Annotated in this window: 11 protein-coding genes and 1 pseudogene; 4 read left to right on the top strand and 8 right to left on the bottom strand. The window is 59.8% G+C overall.

Going from position 1 to position 18,793, the window contains the following annotated elements:
- Positions 1 to 225 precede the first annotated feature (225 nt).
- On the top strand, positions 226 to 2,535 hold the full coding sequence (locus P9L99_07465; GenBank protein MDP8223179.1) for an ATP-binding protein: 2,310 nt from the start codon (positions 226 to 228) through the stop codon (positions 2,533 to 2,535).
- 79 nt (positions 2,536 to 2,614) lie between these two features.
- On the opposite strand, the gene P9L99_07460 is transcribed toward P9L99_07465, so the two are convergent.
- The 3 genes from P9L99_07460 to P9L99_07450 form a co-directional block, all read right to left on the bottom strand.
- Positions 2,615 to 5,707 carry an FAD-binding and (Fe-S)-binding domain-containing protein gene (locus P9L99_07460; protein MDP8223178.1) on the bottom strand — a complete coding sequence of 1,031 codons (3,093 nt, stop codon included), beginning with the start codon at positions 5,705 to 5,707 and terminating at the stop codon, positions 2,615 to 2,617.
- Between the two features lie 131 nt (positions 5,708 to 5,838).
- Entirely contained in the window at positions 5,839 to 6,192 is a 354-nt protein-coding gene (locus tag P9L99_07455; protein MDP8223177.1) for a peptide chain release factor-like protein, read from the bottom strand.
- A complete protein-coding gene (locus tag P9L99_07450; protein MDP8223176.1) occupies positions 6,182 to 7,084 on the bottom strand; it encodes a lysophospholipid acyltransferase family protein in 903 nt (300 codons plus the stop codon). Before P9L99_07450 ends, P9L99_07455 begins: the two co-directional genes overlap by 11 nt.
- Positions 7,085 to 7,312: 228 nt before the next feature.
- On the opposite strand from P9L99_07450, the gene P9L99_07445 reads away from it, so the two are divergent.
- Both P9L99_07445 and P9L99_07440 read left to right on the top strand, forming a co-directional pair.
- Entirely contained in the window at positions 7,313 to 9,142 is a 1,830-nt protein-coding gene (locus P9L99_07445) for a hypothetical protein (protein ID MDP8223175.1), read from the top strand.
- A 102-nt stretch (positions 9,143 to 9,244) separates the two neighbouring features.
- Positions 9,245 to 11,398, top strand: coding sequence for a hypothetical protein (locus P9L99_07440; protein ID MDP8223174.1), 2,154 nt, complete (start codon positions 9,245 to 9,247; stop codon positions 11,396 to 11,398).
- On the opposite strand, the gene P9L99_07435 is transcribed toward P9L99_07440, so the two are convergent.
- A complete protein-coding gene (locus P9L99_07435) occupies positions 11,388 to 11,813 on the bottom strand; it encodes a DUF1566 domain-containing protein (protein MDP8223173.1) in 426 nt (141 codons plus the stop codon). The genes P9L99_07440 and P9L99_07435 overlap by 11 nt on opposite strands.
- 84 nt (positions 11,814 to 11,897) lie before the next feature.
- Positions 11,898 to 14,444 (bottom strand): right-handed parallel beta-helix repeat-containing protein, encoded by a 2,547-nt coding sequence (locus tag P9L99_07430; GenBank protein ID MDP8223172.1) that lies wholly within the window; start codon positions 14,442 to 14,444, stop codon positions 11,898 to 11,900.
- A 219-nt stretch (positions 14,445 to 14,663) separates the two neighbouring features.
- Here P9L99_07430 and P9L99_07425 point away from each other — a divergent pair, with 219 nt between their 5' ends.
- Entirely contained in the window at positions 14,664 to 16,595 is a 1,932-nt protein-coding gene (locus P9L99_07425; GenBank protein MDP8223171.1) for a GNAT family N-acetyltransferase, read from the top strand.
- Here P9L99_07425 and P9L99_07420 read toward each other — a convergent pair.
- The 3 genes and pseudogenes from P9L99_07420 to P9L99_07410 form a co-directional block, all read right to left on the bottom strand.
- A pseudogene (locus P9L99_07420) lies at positions 16,592 to 16,839 on the bottom strand (aldehyde dehydrogenase family protein). The gene P9L99_07425 and the pseudogene P9L99_07420 sit on opposite strands and share 4 nt — an antisense overlap.
- A 66-nt stretch (positions 16,840 to 16,905) precedes the next feature.
- On the bottom strand, positions 16,906 to 17,856 hold the full coding sequence (locus tag P9L99_07415; protein ID MDP8223170.1) for an alpha/beta hydrolase: 951 nt from the start codon (positions 17,854 to 17,856) through the stop codon (positions 16,906 to 16,908).
- Positions 17,853 to 18,755 (bottom strand): PfkB family carbohydrate kinase, encoded by a 903-nt coding sequence (locus tag P9L99_07410; protein MDP8223169.1) that lies wholly within the window; start codon positions 18,753 to 18,755, stop codon positions 17,853 to 17,855. The genes P9L99_07415 and P9L99_07410 overlap by 4 nt, the downstream gene beginning before the upstream one ends.
- Positions 18,756 to 18,793 lie beyond the last annotated feature (38 nt).

Here is an 18,793-nt window from a genome sequence, read left to right as displayed (position 1 = left end):
CACTTCACGCCTATCGTAACCAGACTTTCCGCAAGCGCAAACGCCGGAGGAAAAGAAGAACCGGGGTAAGTACACGCGCGATTTGAAATTTTTCAGTTTTAATATCTATTCGTTTTGCTCTTTAGTGATATAATTATGTTTACGCTACTCAATTTCTTGTTTTGAGTGGTCGTTATGCATGTCCGGCGCCGATTCGATTCAGCGGCGCCTTTTGGGGGGATCGCGATGAACGGACACGAAAAAACAGATGAAACAGAAAGTTCGGACAACCAAAACGCCGTCAAGAATATCCTCGTCGTCGGCGATTGGTTTATTGACGAGCATTGGGTCACCGGAACCCATCGCTCCTCGACCGCCAGTCGAACCGGATCGGCGCATTACCGAGCCCTTCACAAACCCGAAAGTACCGTCCAATCCTTCTGCGGGGCGGGACGTACGGCGTCTCTTTTGTATCAAGTTGGTAAACAAGAAGATCCGCAATATACGATTCACGGAATCGGCATCTGGCACAAGAACGACACTGGGCTGCTAAGGGCCATGTTCGAACCGGAGAATCTCCAGGGTCGTAATCATTTTACATTATGTGATCCGAAACTAAACGACAAGAATTTACCTAACGTGCAGCTTTATAATCTTCAATCCATCCTTGAGAAAAAGCGCCAAGCAGAGGTTTGTACGACGCGAATTATCCGCGTCTATCACACAACGGAAGGCAAATATGCTCATCCGTACTATCGTATCGATTGGGAACTCCCCTCTCCTGCCGAATGGATAGGCCCTAGTGAGGGCCATCTTTTAGAAAACCTCGAATCCAATGCCGAACGTTTACCGGATGATGGCGAGGTCGATGTTGTGGTCGTAAAAGATCTTCTGCGCGGCGTAGTTTCGTCGGGGTTAATCAGGTTCCTGGTCGAGAAACACAGCAAGGCGCAATGGTTCATTTCAACCAAAGCCTGGAATCCACCATGGTTCGCCGAATTAAGAAACCTGAACCCCGAAGCCCTGCAGCTACTGCTCATCCCACAGGTGGCGGCCGAGCAAGCGGTACGCACCGGACTCCTTAGCCGGTGGCTTACACAGAGAGGTTGCCCCACGGAACGTGCAATTAATCTGATCGATGAAATACGAAACGTTGTCGGTGATGAACATAAGAATTTGAAAATAGTCGTGCTGCCTCGTGGTTTTAGTCTTCTGGCCTATGCTCCAACGCCAAAAGCCAAGAACCACGACGGCACGCGAATCAACTGCTATGTCCAGCCTGAAGCATCCGTTAGGTCAATCAAAGTTAATATGGGGATGGCCAGCGTATTATTGCCTTTTCTTGTCGTCGAAAACCTTCGCAACGAAGTGAAACCGGCCGACCTAAAATTGATCGTGGAAAAAGCGCTGAGCGATACACGTGATTTCGTCAAGCACGAGGGCGAACGGGTTCGCAACCCTGAAAGTTGGCGACCAATCTCCTTTGAGAAGAAACAAACAACGGATTCCGGTGCGGCAACAACTCAGAGACATGCAAGCGGCCGATTCGCTTTCCGCGATTTCGGTTGGGAGGATGAAACGGGGCATTGGGAGGATGCCCTTAGCGAGAAGGGGTACATTGAAGTCGAACTACCCGACCACCGGGTGATTCGTAAATTCCAGCTATGGAGAGGAATGACCGAAATCGACGACTACGTTTGCTGCGTAACCGAAAGACAAAAAATCATTTGTCGATTGATCGGCGCCATCGAGGAATTTAGGCACTCCGGCGAACGCCGTCATATTTGCGGAACGCTTGTCGCCGGCCCCGGTACCGGTAAAACCCACCTCGTGCGGAGCCTCGCCAAATCAATGGATCTACGTTTGCTGCCCTTTAACATCACACAAATGACCTCGCGTTGCGACATTCTGGATTGCTTCGACACCATCGTGACGACACAAGCACAAAATCGCGAACAGGCGATTCTCGTGTTCGTCGACGAAATCAACGCCCGGCTGGATAATGACAACGTATACAATGCTTTCCTGGGCCCCATTGAGGACGGTATCTATGTGCGAGGAGGAAAGGCTTTCCATATTGATCCTTGCATTTGGCTTTTCTCGGGAACCGAGGATCCCTCCACAACTGACCCTTCGAACAATAGCAAAGCATCCAAGGGTAGTGATTTCGTCTCGAGGCTAACCCTCGGTGTCCTTGATCTGGATTCCACGTCTGACTCTTCGGACCGAAAAAGCGTTGAGAAAGTTTACCAAGGCGTATCATTGCTATGCGCGATATTCCCGGACGTGCGATGGATCAGTGAAAAAGTACTCGCCGCGTTTGCCCTCATGCCGGACGCCGTCACGGTCCGGGATCTGCGAACCTTTGTATCACTCTTCCGGGATATCCAATACGGACGAGTCGAGTCCAAAAACATTCCCGAAGAACTGCTGAAATGCGAGAATGACACTAGCGAAAGAAACCATTTTCGCGGTTTTCCTTTTAATAAATGGGCGAAAGCCGACGACGACCCCAATATTCGAGTCGAGGTATCCGAACCTGATATTCGGCCATAATAATTGACGTATCGCGGCTTTTGAAATGCAAAGAGGCGTGGTCGAAACCACGCCTCCCACGTTTCTCAAGCGGGCCGAATCAGGCTTCAAGCGCCGCCGGCTTCTTGCCGCGCAAGTGATCGATCAAGGGCTGCGAGACCAGCGGCACGACCTCGTCGATCATGTGCGGCATCAGGTTGTCCATGATGCCGGGCATCATCTCGGGCATCTGCTCGCTCATGTGATCGGGCATCGGCACCTGGGCGGCGATGCGCTGGAGCATCGTGTCCATCACCTTGGGCAGCATCATCGGCAACAGCCGCGGGAAAAGTATCGGGAACATCGGCTTCATCAGTTGCAGCAGGCCGGGGACCTTGCCCGCCGCGCGCATCATCGGCCCCATCCCGTAGGGCATCGCCCCGATGAGCTCCGGCCACATGGTTTGCATGAGGTCGGCGAAGCCGCGCGGGGTCATCAGCGGAATCATCTTCTCGAACACGGCCCAGTAGGCGCGCACGCTGTCGTTCGGGTCCGGCACCTCGTGGCCGAGCGCCTCGGCGGCGAAGTGCGCCAGGTCAACGACCTCGATCGGAACGTCACGCTTGTCGGCCGAAACGCGTAACTGGAATTGGCAGCAGGGACACGCGGCCAGAACCTTCTGCGCGCCGACTTCCACCGCTTCGTCCAAGCGGGTTTTTCCGATGTCGTGGGCGACTTCCGGGTCCTTGATCAGCGTGAGCACGCTGCCGCAGCAGTGCGCTTCGTCGTGGTGGTGCGTCATCTCGACGAACTCGACGCCGGGGATGGCTTGAATCATCCGTCGCGGTTCTTCGTACACACCTGATACCCGCCCCATGTGACAACTATCGTGCCAGGTGACCTTCTGCTTCTCCTGACCGTTTTCCGGGAAGGTGAACTCGCCGCTATCGAGCTTTTCCGCGACGACTTCGCTGTAGTGACGGCTCGTAAGGCCATATTCGATGCCTCGCCTCGCGGCCCACTCCGGGTAAACCTTGCGCCACATCATGTCGCAGGCCGGGCACGACGTTATGACCGTATCCGCGCCGGCCGCTTTTACCGCTTCAATGTTGCGCTTCATGATCAGTTCGAAAGTGTCCCACAGGCCGGCCGCCAGCATCGGCGTGCCGCAACAATTCTCCTTCTTGCCCAGGAACGTGAATTCCACACCCGCGTCGTGCAGCAAGTGCGCAGAGGAAATGCCGATGTCATCCTCCACGAAACTGGCCGTGCAGCCTGCGAAGTAAACGATTTTCGACTTCTTCCCCATGTGCTGTTCGCGCAGTTCCTCGGGGAACCACGCGTCGCGATCGCGGCGGTAACCGGCCCAAATGTTCCCTTCCTTCCTCGAAGCCGCCTGCATCATGTAGAACGGCGGGAAGGTCAGGCCCTTGTCTTCGTTGATGATCTTACCGCGCAGTTTCATCCAGGAGGGTTCGATGGGCAGCGCCGCGCTGCAACGGAAATTACACAGTTCGCAGGTCGTACACGCCAGGAAGGTGTCGACCATGAACTGGCTCCATTCCTCCCGGCCTTCCATGTACTCGCGCAACCAGTACCACTTGCCGCGCGGACTCTGGCTCTCCCAGCCGCGGCCGTAAAACTGATCGCATTCCTCGACGCAATACCCGCATTGGCTGCAACTATACGCGTACCATGCCACGTCGGCCGGAATGCCCCGCACATCCTGCTGGGGACGCTCGCCGACCTTCGTGATGACCTGGTTGCCAAAGGGGCGAATCAACGGTTCCATCCAAAGCGCCATGCTCATGGCGACATTGAGCAACCCCGAACCGAACACCTTGCCCGGATTGAGCAAGCCCTTGGGATCCTCTTCCCGTTTGAATTTTTTCATCCGCGCGACGCGCTCGGCACCATACACCTCGTCGGCGCGATTCTTAAAGTAGAGGCCCGTCGAATACGGCCGCCCGCCGTGCTTTTGGGCGATTTTGATAACCGACAGCGAGAGTGGGAATACCAGGTTGAACGAGAAGCGGCGTTGGTCGGCCGGAATGAATCCAAGGATGACAACTTCCGGCTTGCCGTCTCTCCCTTCGCGGATCACCGCGCCCTCTTTGACGATCGGCTTGTGGATTTTATGCTCGATTTCGTCGAATACGTCCCCGAGCGATTCGAGCGGCACGACAACCTCGGTCGGGATCAGGCTCGGCCCGAGCCGCTTGACCACCATCAACAGAAAGCGATGCTCCCATTCGTGGTGCGCGATTCGATCCGAGAGAATCTCGCCTTCGCAGGGTCGCAGGATCTCCTCCATGTTGCCCGCGATAACCTCGTGGTCCTTCGCCCGGTAGGCGATGGTCGTCACGTAAGCGGCCGGCAGAATGACACGCTCCTCGGATGGGTGGCCCCAGTGCTCTTTGAGCGGCGCGCGCGATTTGAGCTCGGCCATACGCGGATTGATGAACGTCATCGACCAGATCGGCAGCTTGTATTCGATGATGCGCTGAATCATCGCCTGCAGATCGTGCGCGTTCGGGCAACCTACCGCCATGATCCGCAGTTCTTCTTTGGGCATCGTCCGGATCGTGAGTTGGGAAACGAAACCGGTTACGCCTTCGGCGTCGGAAAACAAGTCGAGGTCCTCGCCGGAGTAATCGCGCACCTCGCCCGTGGGCAATACGACCCGCACGGCCAGTACGTTTTCGCGAAACCACCCGGCTTCGTAAGAACCGAAACCCGCGCCGCCTTGACAGAACCAGCCGCCGACGGTCGAACCCGGCAGGCTCGAGGGATAGAGGCGCAGCATCATTCCCTGTTTTTCCAACGCGTGTTCCAGCTTCTCCCACACGATGCCCGCTTCCACCGTGGCCGTGTTCGCCGTCGAATCCAGCGACACCACTTTGTTGAGCCGGAAGAAATCAACCACCAGCCCGCCCTTGATCGGCAGCACGCCGCCGTAGCCGGAAGAGGCTTTTGCTCGCGGGGTCACGGGAATACCGTTCTCGTACGCCCATTTGATGACCTGTGCCAACTCTTCTTCGCTCTCCGGTTGGACGATGCCCTCGGGCGTCGTGTCCCCCACCAACGGGCTGACCAGACTCGGCATACCGCCGATGTCGTGACTGTAGAGTTTGCGCTCAAGCCGTTCGAAGTTGACGCGGTTACCGAATTTTACGCTTAGAAAAGCTCTCTCTCTTTTTCCAATCGCGCTCATTTTCTGACCCCTTTGAGGCGGCTACTTTTTCTAGCGTTTCTTCTATATCAATAAATCCCTACTAAGGCAACCGGTTTTGTAGGGTTAAATAACTTTTATTCCCGATTGTAAGGACCAGATCTCGTTTGCGCCTATTTTTGCATCTCGACCGGCAGTCGACCGGCCTTCTTTTCACTCAGTTTTTTCTTTTCTACGAGGCGTTTTTCTTTCGCGCCCCGCGATGGCTTAGTAGATTTCCGCTTCTTCTTGGGCGTATCGCGAATACGCAATTTCTCGGCGAGACGTTCGTAAGCGTTCTCGAGATTTTGCGCCTGCGATCGCCGTTCGGTCGCCGTCACCACGATTTGCGTTGGTTTATGCAGGAGCCGCACGCCGGTTTCGCGCTTGTTGCGGTGTTGTCCACCCGGCCCGGTTGCCTTGAAAAACTCAACCTCGCAGTCGGGTTCTAACGCTTCGCGGCTGTATCGATTGGATTCAGTTTCCATCGCCGTCATCGTCGAAAAAGCCGAAAACGCTCTCCCGCTTCTTCAGGCCTTCGTTGACCATGTCCTGCACCGCCATCTGCACTTTGGTGGCAAGCATGCGGATCGTTTCCAGATCGTTCACCGTCTCCGGACTGTAGGTCTCGTAGAAGTGCATCGGTTCGCCGTAGTAAATGTAATACTTGACGGGCAAAGGTATAGCTCCCAGCGGACCCAGCCAGGGGAAAAGCGGCGTAATCGGAAAATAGGGAAATTGAAACATGCGCGCCAGCGGCTTGATATCGCCCAGCATCGGGGCCTGCTCCTCACCGCCGATGATCGCCGTGGGAATGATCGGTGCGCGGTGCAGTAAGGAAAGCTCGACAAAACCCACGTTGAAGCGAACCAAGTGATAGCGTTGCGAATAAGGCTTGCCGATGCCCCTCGTTCCTTCCGGAAACACCGTGACGAGTTCGTCGTGGTCCAGCAGATCCGTGAAATTCCGCCGCGCGCCGACCACCTGCCCGCAGCGATACATCATCGTGTTCACAAAAGGAAGGAAACCCATGAAATTGTCGACCATCGCGCGCATCAGCCGTGGCTTTTTCATCTTCAGCAGCAAGTCGAACCAAATCATCCCGCCGTCGATCGGCACCACGCCCGAGTGATTCGGAACGATCAACCCGCGCCGCGCCGGCGGGATATTTTCGTGTCCGAAGCTTTCGACCCGTAACCAGTACTTATAGAGCAGCCGCGCCACGCAATACCCGAGTACCGCCGATTCCTTTTCGACTCCGAAATCATCGTACCCGAAGCCGTTGTCGCTGGTTTCCAGTGTTTGTAGACGCTCGAATTCATCGGCCGGAAGAATCCTTTCCGCCAACTGCATCGTCGCCCGCCGTTGCCACGGGGTCATAGTCGCCCTCCCTGAAGATCGCTTGGCAGGCTAACACTCCACCCGGCTCGTGGTCAATTTTTTCGACCTACGTTTTCCCGCACCACGCGACGTGTGGTATTATTTGCAGTGCATCTCGCCGCCGGCGAGACACGCAATACAGGAATACTGGTTTTATGCGAACAGATTCGTACGCCGCGCAGAGGACGGTGCGGCTCCGTCGTTTGCCGGTAAAGGGGGGAGACGGTAATGAAAAGGACTCTGCTTCTTGGTGCTCTGCTGTGTATGCTCGGCGCCGCGTCAGTGTTGGCGCAATCCTATGTTTGGGATTCTTTCGACGACGGTGACGCCACGACATGGGAAGACGGTGCGATTCTCGCGAATCCCTGTATGGACCCGGTGGTGGAAGAACTCATCGAAGACGATGGCGGTTTCGAACAAACGCTGCCCATTATTCCGGACGCCTACATCGTCTCCTGCCTCCTGCCGGACAATTACCCGTCGTTTCTGACCGACATCGCCGCGCGCGTCTCCAATGTCTTCGGCGAAGACACGCGAATGGCCGTATTCGTCGACGCCGATGGGGACGGCCCCGATGGATCGCCGGTTTGGAATTCGGTCAATTTCGAGCCACCTCACCGCGAGTGGTTCTCGCTGGACGTGACGCCCTACTCCGCTTTCGACCAGCCGATTGTCGAAGGCGCGTGGTGTATCGGCTTTCAGCAAACCTCGATTTTCCTCTTCGAACTGCACGACAACACCCACACCCAAAGCCACACCTGGTCCGGCAGCCCGAGCGCCGGTTGGTTGAATCTCGACGCCCTGCTCTCGCCGGGCAACGGCGCGTTTCGCGGGGTGGTCGAGTATTGCCCCGAGCAGTGCGGCTGCGTCATCAACGGCAATTGCATTCCCGATGGCGCGCCCAATCCGGCCAATGCCTGCCTCGAGTGCAATCCCGATCTGTCCGTCGATAGTTGGTCTGACGCCAACGGCACTTCGTGCGACGACGGCGTCTTCTGCAACGGCGAAGACTCCTGCCTCGGTGGCACCTGCAGCCAACACGCGGGCAATCCATGCCCTCAGGACGACGGCCTGTACTGCAACGGCGACGAAACCGCCGCCTGCGACGAGGGCCTCAACGAGTGCGGCCACACCGGCAATCCCTGCCCCATCGACGACGGCCTGTACTGCAACGGCGATGAAACCGACGCGTGCGATGAAGGCCTCGACCAGTGCGGCCACACCGGCAATCCCTGCCCCATCGACGACGGCCTGTACTGCAACGGTGAGGAAACCGCCGCATGTGACGAGGGCCTCGACGAATGCGGTCACGCCGGCAACCCCTGCCCCATTGACGACTCTCTGTTCTGCAACGGAGACGAAACCTCGGCGTGTTTCGAGACGACCAACTCGTGCGGGCATGCGGGCAACCCGTGCCCCTTTGACGACGGCGTTTTCTGCAACGGCGACGAAACCGCCGCCTGCGACGAAGGCTTTGACGAATGCGGCCACACCGGCAATCCGTGCCCGGTCGACGACGGGCTGTTCTGCAACGGCGACGAAACCTTCATTTGCCTGCCGGTGGCCGACGAATGCGCGCATGCCGGCGATCCCTGCCCGGTGGGCACGACGTGCATCGAAGACGAAGATATTTGCGAAGACCCCGGCGACGATGACGACGACGATGACGACGACGATGATGATGATGACGATGATGACGACGACGTTACGCCCGGCGATGACGACGATGATGATGATGTCACACCCGGCGACGATGACGTTACGCCCGGCGATGACGACGTGACACCCGGCGACGACGACGTGACACCCGGCGACGACGACGTGACACCCGGCGACGACGATGTCACGCCCGGCGATGACGACACCTCAACAGACGACGACACCTCAACAGACGACGATACCGGCACCGATGACGATACCGTCACCGACGACGATGACGACTTGGCCGACGACGACGACGACGGCGCACCGGCGCCGGGTGACGACGACACCACCGACGAGGAAGGCCCGGACGACTTCGGCGGTGGCGACGGCAGCGGCGGCGCCTGCGGCTGCTGACAAAAAGATCGCATAGTACACAAGGGCCATTGCCGACCGGTGATGGCCCTTTTTCGTCGCCTGGACTACACTCCGGCGAAACAACTTTCTGGAGACCGGGCCTTGCAAATCACGGCAACGCCGCACGGCGAACTTGAACTCAGCCTCCCCGGCTTGGCGTTCGCGATAACGGTGGCCGGCGGTTTCGAACTTCATCGGGCCGGTGATTCATTCCCCGGTGGCGAGACGGCGCCGCCCTTACATTTCGAACGTGCCGGCGATGGCGGATTCGTAACTGAAATCGAATTCCGCGGCGGCGCTCGCGCGCTCGTTACGCTGGCGATCGACGCGGCAGGCGACCACGGCGTGGACCTACTTCTCACGACGCAGATCATAGCGGGCGACGAGAGCCTCGGGCTCAATCAGTCGCTAAGCGTTTGCTTGCCGCCCGGCCGACAACCGCGTTACTACGTCCCGGGCATTTGGATCGACGGTAACCCGCATACCGCGAAGGGAGCGCCTTCGACCCGCCACGGCAACCAGTGGACTTTTCGTGACGACCGCCTCGCGTGGCCCGGGGCGATTGCCTTTTTGCCGGACGCGCGTCGTTTCATCGCCCTCCTGCGTCGACAGCCGGCCGGGCGCGACATTGCTCTGCCCTTGCGACGCGGCTACCGGCAGACCGGCCCCTACCTGCTCGCGCCCGATCAATGCGACATCGGCGCCATGGGGGTTAGCCCTCGCAGCCTTTGGGCGCACCAACCTTTTCGGGAAGCGCCGCGCAGTTACCAGGACAAGCGCACGCTTCTCGCGCCTCAGGTCGGTTACTATCGCGCCGCCACCGGATCTGAGTGGCAAATGAACTTTCGCCTCGTCTGGGGCGAGGCCGACGACGCCTATCGCGCCTTTGAAATCGCCGCGAAGACCGGCCTCGACATGTGGCCCGCGTCAAACGACTACGCGGGCGAGCGAAGCGTCGTCGAAATTCGCAAGGCGATTGTCACCCACGTGAAGAGCCACTACTTCCCGCGGCGCAGTTCGCGGTCGGTCGCCGGTTTCTATACCTTCGTCGAAACTTTCGGAGAGAAACCCGTCATCGGTATTTGCGAGCCCGCCTTCACCGGCTCCGCCTTCGCCCATGCAACGAATCTGATTTCCCGCGGCGAAGACGACGCCGAAGCCTCCGCGATGGGAGCGGCGGTGTTGGACTCCTGGCTGGAAACGGGCATGCGAAACGGCCTACTTTGCGATTTCTGGTGCGACAACCTTTTCGGCCTGCCGGTGCGCCGACCGTTTACCTTCGAACCGCCGCTCGTCTACCCGCACAATCCCAGTGCCGCCACCCGCCGCTTGGCCGAAGCGATCAGCCATCTGTTGGCGGCTGCGCAAGTCGATCCGCAACGCGAGAATTGGCGCCGCGCGGCGCTTCTGCTTGCCGACCAGCTCGTCAACCTGCAATTGCCCGAAGGCGGCTTCGCCCGCCGCTATCGCTTCCGCGACCACCATCCGTTGCAGGCCGACAACCTCGGCGCCACGCCCAACGTCGTCACCACGTTGCTGGACGCTTTTGACGCCACGGGCCTTGAGCATTACCGCGCCGCGGCCGTCCGCGCCGGCGAGTTTCTTTTGCGGGAGATGGTCGCGCCGCTTCGTTTTCACGGCTCCACGCTCGACGCCGATTGCGAAGACAAAGAGGCGGCCACCGCGACGCTTCACGCTCTGCGCCGCCTGCACGAAACCACCGGCGAAGACCAGTGGCTCGACGCGGCGTCAAAAGTCGCGTGGCTCGTCGTGTCGTGGATCAGCCTGGTCGATATCCCGTTTGCCGATGAAACTCTGCTCGGCAAATGGAAATTGCGAACGCGCGGCCTGACCTTGGTCAGCACTGAGAACAACCACCTCGACGTCTACCTGTTCACGACCCCCGCCGATCTGTATTGGCTCGGCGAAGCGCGCGACGACGACGCCCTGAAAAGCCTCGCGTGGACTACCTTGCTCGCCGCGATGCAGATCGTTCCGACCGCCGGTTACCCGCTGGGGCCGACCACCGTCGGCGGCATTACCGTCGCGCTGCCTGCGGGTCTCGTGCCGGAACTGATTCACCAAACGACATGGGTTTACATGAACAAGCCGCTGGTCAAACGCCACCGCCGGTGGATCAAGGGATCGATCGACCACAAAACCTCGATGTGGACCTCCGCCTCGATTTGGGCCGCGCTCGACGCCATGCGCGCCGTCGTGCCGCGGGAAGAATGGCGGAGTCGATTCAGGGACTGACGGCGTAGGGATCGATCAACGCTGGGCCGCGTACCGCCAACGCGCGGAAACCGTGCTTGCGGCGTGCCAACGTGTCGAAACCGAGCGTTCCGTTGACCAATCGCAGGTAGACGTAGCCGAAGACGGATAGTTCCCCCGTCCAGATCAACTCGCCCCCAACCGCGAAGGGCGGCGGCAGATTTTTCGGACCGGCGCCGGGCGTCCAGATCGTCCGCAGTTCACGCACGTTTGGCAGTCGCCAGTCTTGGTGGCCGCCTGCCTTCAACGATGCCGCAAAATCGCGCGCCTGGCCGACCGTGGTGTTGCGGTCTGGGCCGACGAACCATTCCAGCCCGGTAGCCGCATCGGCAATCGAACGGTACTCGGTTTTATGAAAACGGTCCCCGCCGGAGGTCTCGATACGCGCTGCGGTCATGGTGCACGCCGCGGCAAGCAAAAGTAGGAACGATGATGCAAAAAGTTTTTTTATGATGTCTCGCTACCTCATCGCGCCGGTGTTTTAGCAACCACAGCCGGCGTCGTCGTCATTGTCGTCGTCGCCGAATGCGTCGTCGTCGTCACCGGATGCGTCGTCATCGACGGCGTCGTCGTCACCGTTTGTGTCGTCATCGGCGTCGTCGTCACTGTTTGTATCGTCATCATCGCCGACCGGCACGTCAAGTTCGTTCGAGAAACCGGCATCGGATGTGCGGCCTTTCGGGTCGGCCACGACCACCTCCAACACGACCGGCGACTGGCTCACCTCGGAAAGATCGATCGTCCCACGGATCATGCCGTTGGAGGCGACCGTCAACGAAGCCGCCACGTCCCGGCCGTCGAGGGTTGCCGAGGCAATCGACGCCCACGGGTCGGTAATGCCGCGCACTTGGATCACGGCGGCCTTGTCGGAGGCGAGCGCGATCTCCAGTTCCGGCGGCGTAAGAATCAAGCCGATCTCGGAGAAAGGAATTTCCTCCCAGCCGGGGATGGTGTACGCGGGCGAATCGGGCCGCAAACTCAAATCCAAGTTCGCCTCATCGACGAAGCCCGGGTCTTCCACATTCGGCAGGTTGTCCTCGAAAATCAGGAAACTCAGCGGCAGCCCCATCAGCACTTCCCACACGCTGCTGCCCCAGAACCCCTGCTCGACCCAGAACAGTCGCTCGTGCGCCATGTTGCGGTTGACGTGGTTGTTGTCGGGTTCGTAGGGCGTCGGGTCGTCGTACATCGCCGCCAACTCGGGATAGTACGTGCTCCACGGCGGCTCGGTGACGTTGTAGGGCACGAGCTTGTTCCACAACGATTCGTTCTGCTCCGGCGTTCGCGCCAGCCCGCGCCGGTCGATAAACAAGGCGCTGTTCATGTTGGCCATGATGTTGTTTTCCACGACGTTATCGCGGCCGCCGCCGATCATCACGCCGCGTTTGTCCACTTCGTAGAACACGTTGCCGACGGTGTAGTTGCCGCACGACGTGTCGTCGAGGTAGACGCCATGCACGCCCTCGGCCACCAATTCGCCGAACTGCCACGGGTGCAGGCTGCTGTTGATGTGGTGAATGAAGTTATGGCGGATTTCCGTGCCGCGCGCGCCCCAATCGCGCCCAACGTAGATCGTCCCGGCGTCGTCGGCGTCCCAGCACAGATTGAAAATCTCGTTGCTCTCGATGGTATGCTCGTTTTCCTTGAACAGAACCGCCATGTGGGGCGCGTCGTGAATCAAGTTGTGTGCCACGATCTGCCCGACACCGCGGACGTTGACGGCCATCGTGCCCATGCGGGCATAGAACGCGTAGTCGTGAATGTGGGAATTGGTCAGATAGTTTTCGGCTTCGATCAAGTCGTAGCGATCGCCGCCCTTGAGACCCACGACCGTCCCGCCGATGCCGTAGATATGGCTGCTGTCGATGCCGCTGGCCTCACCGATGACGCGGCCCACGGCGGAACCCGCGTCGCGGAAGGTGCAGCGGTGAAACGCGACATCCACGCCGTCGGACACTTTGAAATGCATATTGCGCACGACTTCGAAGGTGAGGTTCTCGAACGTCAGATGCGCCGCGCCGTCCAGTTGCAGCAGTTCGTCCGCGAGCGAAACGAAAATATCCGCCGTCGCAAAATCAGCGGTCGGGTACACATAGAGCAGCCCCTCTTCACGATCCAAGTACCACTCGCCCGGCACGTCGATTTCTTCCAGCAGGTTCAACGCGAAATACGGCCGCGAGGGCTCGATGCCGTAGTTGCCCCAGGCGTCGCCTTCGTTCCAGCCCCACCGCTCGATTTCCTCTTCGCTGATCGGCTTGATATTCACGGTGCGCGTGGCGGTATCAATGCTCTGGACCGGGAAGAAACAATCCGCCCAAAACGCGTTCCAATGGCCGTAGAACCAGGGGTCCGCCGCTTCGGTCCAGCGGTCGGGGCGGTCACCGGAATACCGAAATTGCAATGTCTCCGGCCCGCCGGGCGCTGCGGCCACACGCAGGTATTCGTCGTTCGGATAGCGGGCGAGCTGCAAAGGCCGGCCGTTGACGAATATCTCCAAACCCGCGGGCGGCGTGTCGTCATCGAGCGGCCCGTTATCGAAATTGAAACCGCGGCGAAACAGTTCGCCGTAATCGGTAACGCCATGCGCGGGCAAATCCACGACCAGCACTTCGTCGCGCGCTTCGGGCAAGAGGCGGTCGAGGATCGCCGCGTCCGTCACCGGCGCGAACCACTCGGCAAGCAGCCGCGCGCCACCGTTGAACGAGACTTCCTCGCCGGGATACGCCGCGTAGGTAACCCCGTATTGCTCGGAGCCTGAGTCGGTTACGTCGAAGGCCAACGGCGCGTCGAAGGGATAGATGCCCTCTCGAAAATAGACGAGCACCGCGTGGTCGAGGCCGGCGGCAACCAATTCCCGCACGGCTTGTTGCGCGCGTGCCGGTGTGGCGAAAGGCTCGTCACGGCTACCGTCGCCGACGTCGTCGCCGTCCGGCGCGACGTAGAAATCCGCCGACACCGCAAGCTGCGCCGCAGCGAGCGCCGGGCAACAAAGAGTCAAAATCACCGCAACAAAAATCGGAAATCTCATGGGCACGCCCTCCTCCCGCTGTCCGGCGTGTTGTGCCGCGAAAAAACCAAATCCTTTTTACATAGAAATCGCCCTTGTTTGAAGGCGCAATCCCAAACGGACGAGATTCACCGGTCGCGTCCGTTAATCGGCCGCCTTCTTGATTTTCGCGCCGCCGTAACGAAGTTTTGATAGAGTAAAGAAGAAAACTGTACGGTGAGTTGCCGTCGGAGATTGGGTATGCCCTTGCAGCGCGACCCCCCGATCACGATTTCTCAACCGGGCCGTGATCCCGATTGGCGGGACCGCCTGGCTCGCCAAACGAATAAAATCGTGACCCCGGCGCGAGCCTTCGCCCGCATTCGCCCCGGCGACCGGCTTTTTGTCTCTTCGGCGTGCGCCGAACCACGGCACCTACTGCGCGAGCTACGAAAATACGCACCGCGGCTCGCCGACGTCGAAGTGATTCACCTGCTCGGCTCCAGCCAGGTCTCCTTCGACGACCCCCGCTTGGCCGAGAACATCCGCTTCAATTGCTTCTTCATCGGCTCGAACACGCGCGCGGCCGTCGCCAGCGGTCTGGCCGACTACACCCCGATCACCCTCTCGGAGATCCCGCGGCTGATGCGCACCGGCCAACTCGTCATCGACGCCGCGCTCATTCAGGTGACGCCGCCCGACGAGGCCGGCCGCTGCAGCCTCGGCGTTTCGGTCGAAACCGTGAAAGCCGCCGTGCGAAGCGCGCGCTTCGTGATCGCGCAGGTCAACCCGCGCATGCCCTGGATCGGCGGCGACAGTTTCGTGGCCATCGACGAATTGGACGCCGTCGTGCCCTTCGAGGAAGACCTGTTGGAGTTCGCCTGGGACGAGCCCGGCGAAATCAGCGAGCGCATCGCGCAGCACGTCGTCCGCCTCGTGGAAGACGAAGCCACGCTGCAAATCGGCATCGGCAAAATCCCGAACGCCATCCTCCGCCACTTAGGCGACAAACGCGATCTGGGCGTGCATACCGAGATGTTTTCCGACGGCCTGATCGACCTGATTGAACGCGGCGTCGTCACCAACCGCTGCAAGGGACAGCACGACGGCGTGGTCGTCGCCTCGTTCTGCGTGGGGTCGCGGCGCTTGTATGAATATCTGCACCACAACCCGCGTTTCGAATTGTACCCCGCCGACTACACCAGCGACCCGGTGGTGATCGCCCGCCACCACAAGATGACCGCCATCAACGGCGCGCTGGAAATCGACTTCACCGGCCAGGTTTGCGCCGACTCCATCGGCCACCGTTTCTACAGCGGCTTCGGATCGCAGGTGGATTTCATGCGCGGCGCGGCGCGCAGCGCGGGCGGCAAACCCATCATCGTTCTGCCGGCGACCGCGAAAAACGACGCCGTTTCGCGCATCGTGCCGACACTGACTCCCGGCGCGGGCGTCGTGCTCACCCGTAGCGACGTGCATTACGTCGTCACCGAGTACGGCATCGCGTACCTCTACGGCAAAAGCATCCGCGAACGCACGATGGCATTGATCGAGATCGCGCACCCGGCCTTCCGCGACAGCCTGCTCGAACGCGCCAAGGAATTGCACTACGTGTACGCCGATCAGCGCTTGCCTAAAAGCAGCCTCTATCCGGACCACTGGCGCAAGGATATCGCCCTCAGTGACGGCACCGTCGTTCACCTGCGACCGATCCGCCCACGCGATGAAGCCCTGTTGCAGGAACTCTATTATTCGCTCTCACCGGAGAATCTCGCCTTGCGATTCAACAGCGAGGACGGCCGCTTCCCACACCGCCGCGTGCACCCGGAAACCATCGTGGATTACCGCAATAAGATGACAGTCGTCGCCACCGTTGGGCAGGTCGGGAGGGAGCGCTTGCTGGGCGTGGCGAGTTACCACCGCAACCCGCAAACCAATATCGCGGAATGCGCCTTCACCGTCCATGAACAGTACCGCCGTCGCGGCATCGGCACGGCGCTGCTCGAACACCTCACGACGATTGCGAAGGCGGGCGCGGAAATTGTCGGTTTTCGCGTCGAAGTGCTGGCGCGCAACAAGGCGATGCTCAAACTGTTTCATCGTAGTTTGGAAGGTGCGCAGAGCCGGAAGCGTATCCGCACGGCGGTCGAAAGCAACATGTACTCGCTGTCGTACACTTTTGACGAGGACTAATCCGCCTCGCCAACCCACACCGTTTTTACGTTCACGAACTCCCGAATGCCTTCCTGCGAAAGCTCGCGACCATAGCCCGAACTTTTGACGCCGCCGAAGGGCAAGCGCGGATCGGATTTCACCATGCCGTTGACGAACACGCTCCCGGCCTCGATTTCGGGAACCAACGCTTCGCCGCGGTCATGCCGGGCGTCACATTCGTGAGCAAGGTCGCCGGGTAGAAGAAACCCGGACCCTTGGGCACCTCGCCGCCGAGCAACAGGGTCGCGCCCTCGTCCACCGACGCACTCACCTGCTTGTGCAAATCGCTTCACTCGCCATTGCGCAAAAAGTCGAGCAGTAGCGGGTTAACCAGCTCCGGCCGTTCCTGATGCGGCAAGTGGCCGCTCTTATCAATAATTTCCAGGTGCGAGTTCGGCAGCGCCGCGTTCAAACGTCGTCCGAACTCCAACGGCACCCATCTATCCTGGCGCCCCCAGAAGATGAACGTCGGTTTTGTCAGGGCGGAATAATTCATGGACATCCATTTGAAACGGGGCGAATGGTACTCGGTCAGCAGGCGAATCAGCGCCTTTCGATATCCGTCTTTGTCGAGTGGGCGTGCGTACTCGTCGAGCAATTCGACGGTGACTTTACGGCGATCGTAGTAGACATCCTGCAGCGCCATGCCGACCGCCCAACGCCCGGTCGCCGCTCCAATGACGTCGCGCAGTCCCGGTCGTTCCGCAAACGGCATCATTCCATGACGGCCGAGATCGAAGCACGCCGGATCGAAGAGGATCAGCCGCTCGATCGATTCGGGTTTGGTCAGCGCCAGGTAGAGCGAGATGCCGCCGCCCATACTGCTGCCGCCGATCGTATAGCGGTCCACGCCCAATGCCTCGACGAGGCCGGCAACGCCCGCCGCTTGGTTCTCGATGGAATATGTGTAGTCGTCGCTGGGGATTTCCGAACGCCCCATGCCGGGCTGATCGATCAGAATGACTCGATATCCTGCCTCCACCAGCGGCTTGAGGTTCTCGTGAAAGCAATAGGTCGAGTCAGCAAAGCCGTGAATCAGCACCAGCGGCTTGCCGCGGCCGATGTCGATGTAATGAAGCTCCAAGCCCTCCACTTCGAGCGAGTGACGATACGGCGCGACGTACTCGTTCCAAGCCGTGTCTCCCGCGCCGACGTCCTCCTTGCACCCGGAAAGGAGCAACAAGGCGATGCCGATGCAGATCAGCGCGCCCCATGTTACGCGGCGTTCAAGATGACTCATGCAATCCTCCATTCGTGTGCAAAGGGCTCATACAAAGCGGCGTCGCGGGGTAATGCGCCGCGGTGCCCGCATATTTCAGCGGCAAATTGCGAGGCGCGCGCTAACGTGTCGGCCGGCGGCCAGCCGCGGAGAAAACCGAGTAACAGCACGGCGCTGAAGGCGTCGCCCGCACCGACGGTATCGGCCAAATCGGTCACCGCCGCCGCGGGTTCCTCGAGCACTTCCGCCTCGCCGCGCACGAGCAACGCGCCGTGTTCGCCGCGCGTCACCACGAGGCCGTCGAGCATCGCGCGCTCGAGAACATCGACGGCCGCCTCTCGCAAGGGGCCCTCGCCGCCGTGCAAGAGCCGCAACTCGGCTTCGTTCATTTTCGCCCAATTCGCCGCTTCGATACCCGTCCAGACTTCATGCATCGCCCACCACGGATCACGCAGATTCACATCGACAAAGCGCGGCGCTCCGGTGTCGGACACCAGGTCCGCCAGAGTTTGCGCCGCCTGCTCGTGCCGCGTCGCCAACGTGCCGTGGTACAAAACCGAGATCGACTGACCGCCCACCGCCTCACGCGCCGAGCCGGATTCAACGTGATCGTAAGCGCGATCCGCCTCGATGTCGTAGTGCGGTTCGCCGTCCTTGAAATGCACGGCGACGGTTCCCGTCGGCCATGGCTTGAGGACCTGCACGCCGCGGATATCCATCTGCCACGAAGTCATGCATTCCAGAATCGCTTGCCCGCGCGCATCGTCGCCCACGCCGGTGATCATCAGCGGACGCTCGCCGAATCCCTGCAAATGCCGGGCAACATTGAAGGGAGCGCCGCCCAGCACTTCCGTGCCGTCCGGGAAAACGTCGAACAACACTTCCCCGAAAATAAGCGGACGCCCCGCCTTCAAAGTCATGGCCTACGCCTTTCGTAATCTTTAAGTGATCCGCAATT

This window comes from Candidatus Lernaella stagnicola, assembly GCA_030765525.1.
Taxonomy (GTDB): Bacteria; Lernaellota; Lernaellaia; order Lernaellales; family Lernaellaceae; genus Lernaella; species Lernaella stagnicola.
This window is presented reverse-complemented; position numbering and strand designations above follow the sequence as displayed.

Coding starts and splice junctions, on each gene's coding strand:
- P9L99_07460 (MDP8223178.1), bottom strand. CDS start 5,707: ATGAGCGCGATTGGAAAAAGAGAGAGAGCTTTTCTAAGCGTAAAATTC.
- P9L99_07415 (MDP8223170.1), bottom strand. CDS start 17,856: ATGAGTCATCTTGAACGCCGCGTAACATGGGGCGCGCTGATCTGCATC.
- P9L99_07450 (MDP8223176.1), bottom strand. CDS start 7,084: ATGACCCCGTGGCAACGGCGGGCGACGATGCAGTTGGCGGAAAGGATT.
- P9L99_07445 (MDP8223175.1), top strand. CDS start 7,313: ATGAAAAGGACTCTGCTTCTTGGTGCTCTGCTGTGTATGCTCGGCGCC.
- P9L99_07425 (MDP8223171.1), top strand. CDS start 14,664: ATGCCCTTGCAGCGCGACCCCCCGATCACGATTTCTCAACCGGGCCGT.
- P9L99_07430 (MDP8223172.1), bottom strand. CDS start 14,444: ATGAGATTTCCGATTTTTGTTGCGGTGATTTTGACTCTTTGTTGCCCG.
- P9L99_07455 (MDP8223177.1), bottom strand. CDS start 6,192: ATGGAAACTGAATCCAATCGATACAGCCGCGAAGCGTTAGAACCCGAC.
- P9L99_07465 (MDP8223179.1), top strand. CDS start 226: ATGAACGGACACGAAAAAACAGATGAAACAGAAAGTTCGGACAACCAA.
- P9L99_07410 (MDP8223169.1), bottom strand. CDS start 18,755: ATGACTTTGAAGGCGGGGCGTCCGCTTATTTTCGGGGAAGTGTTGTTC.
- P9L99_07435 (MDP8223173.1), bottom strand. CDS start 11,813: ATGACCGCAGCGCGTATCGAGACCTCCGGCGGGGACCGTTTTCATAAA.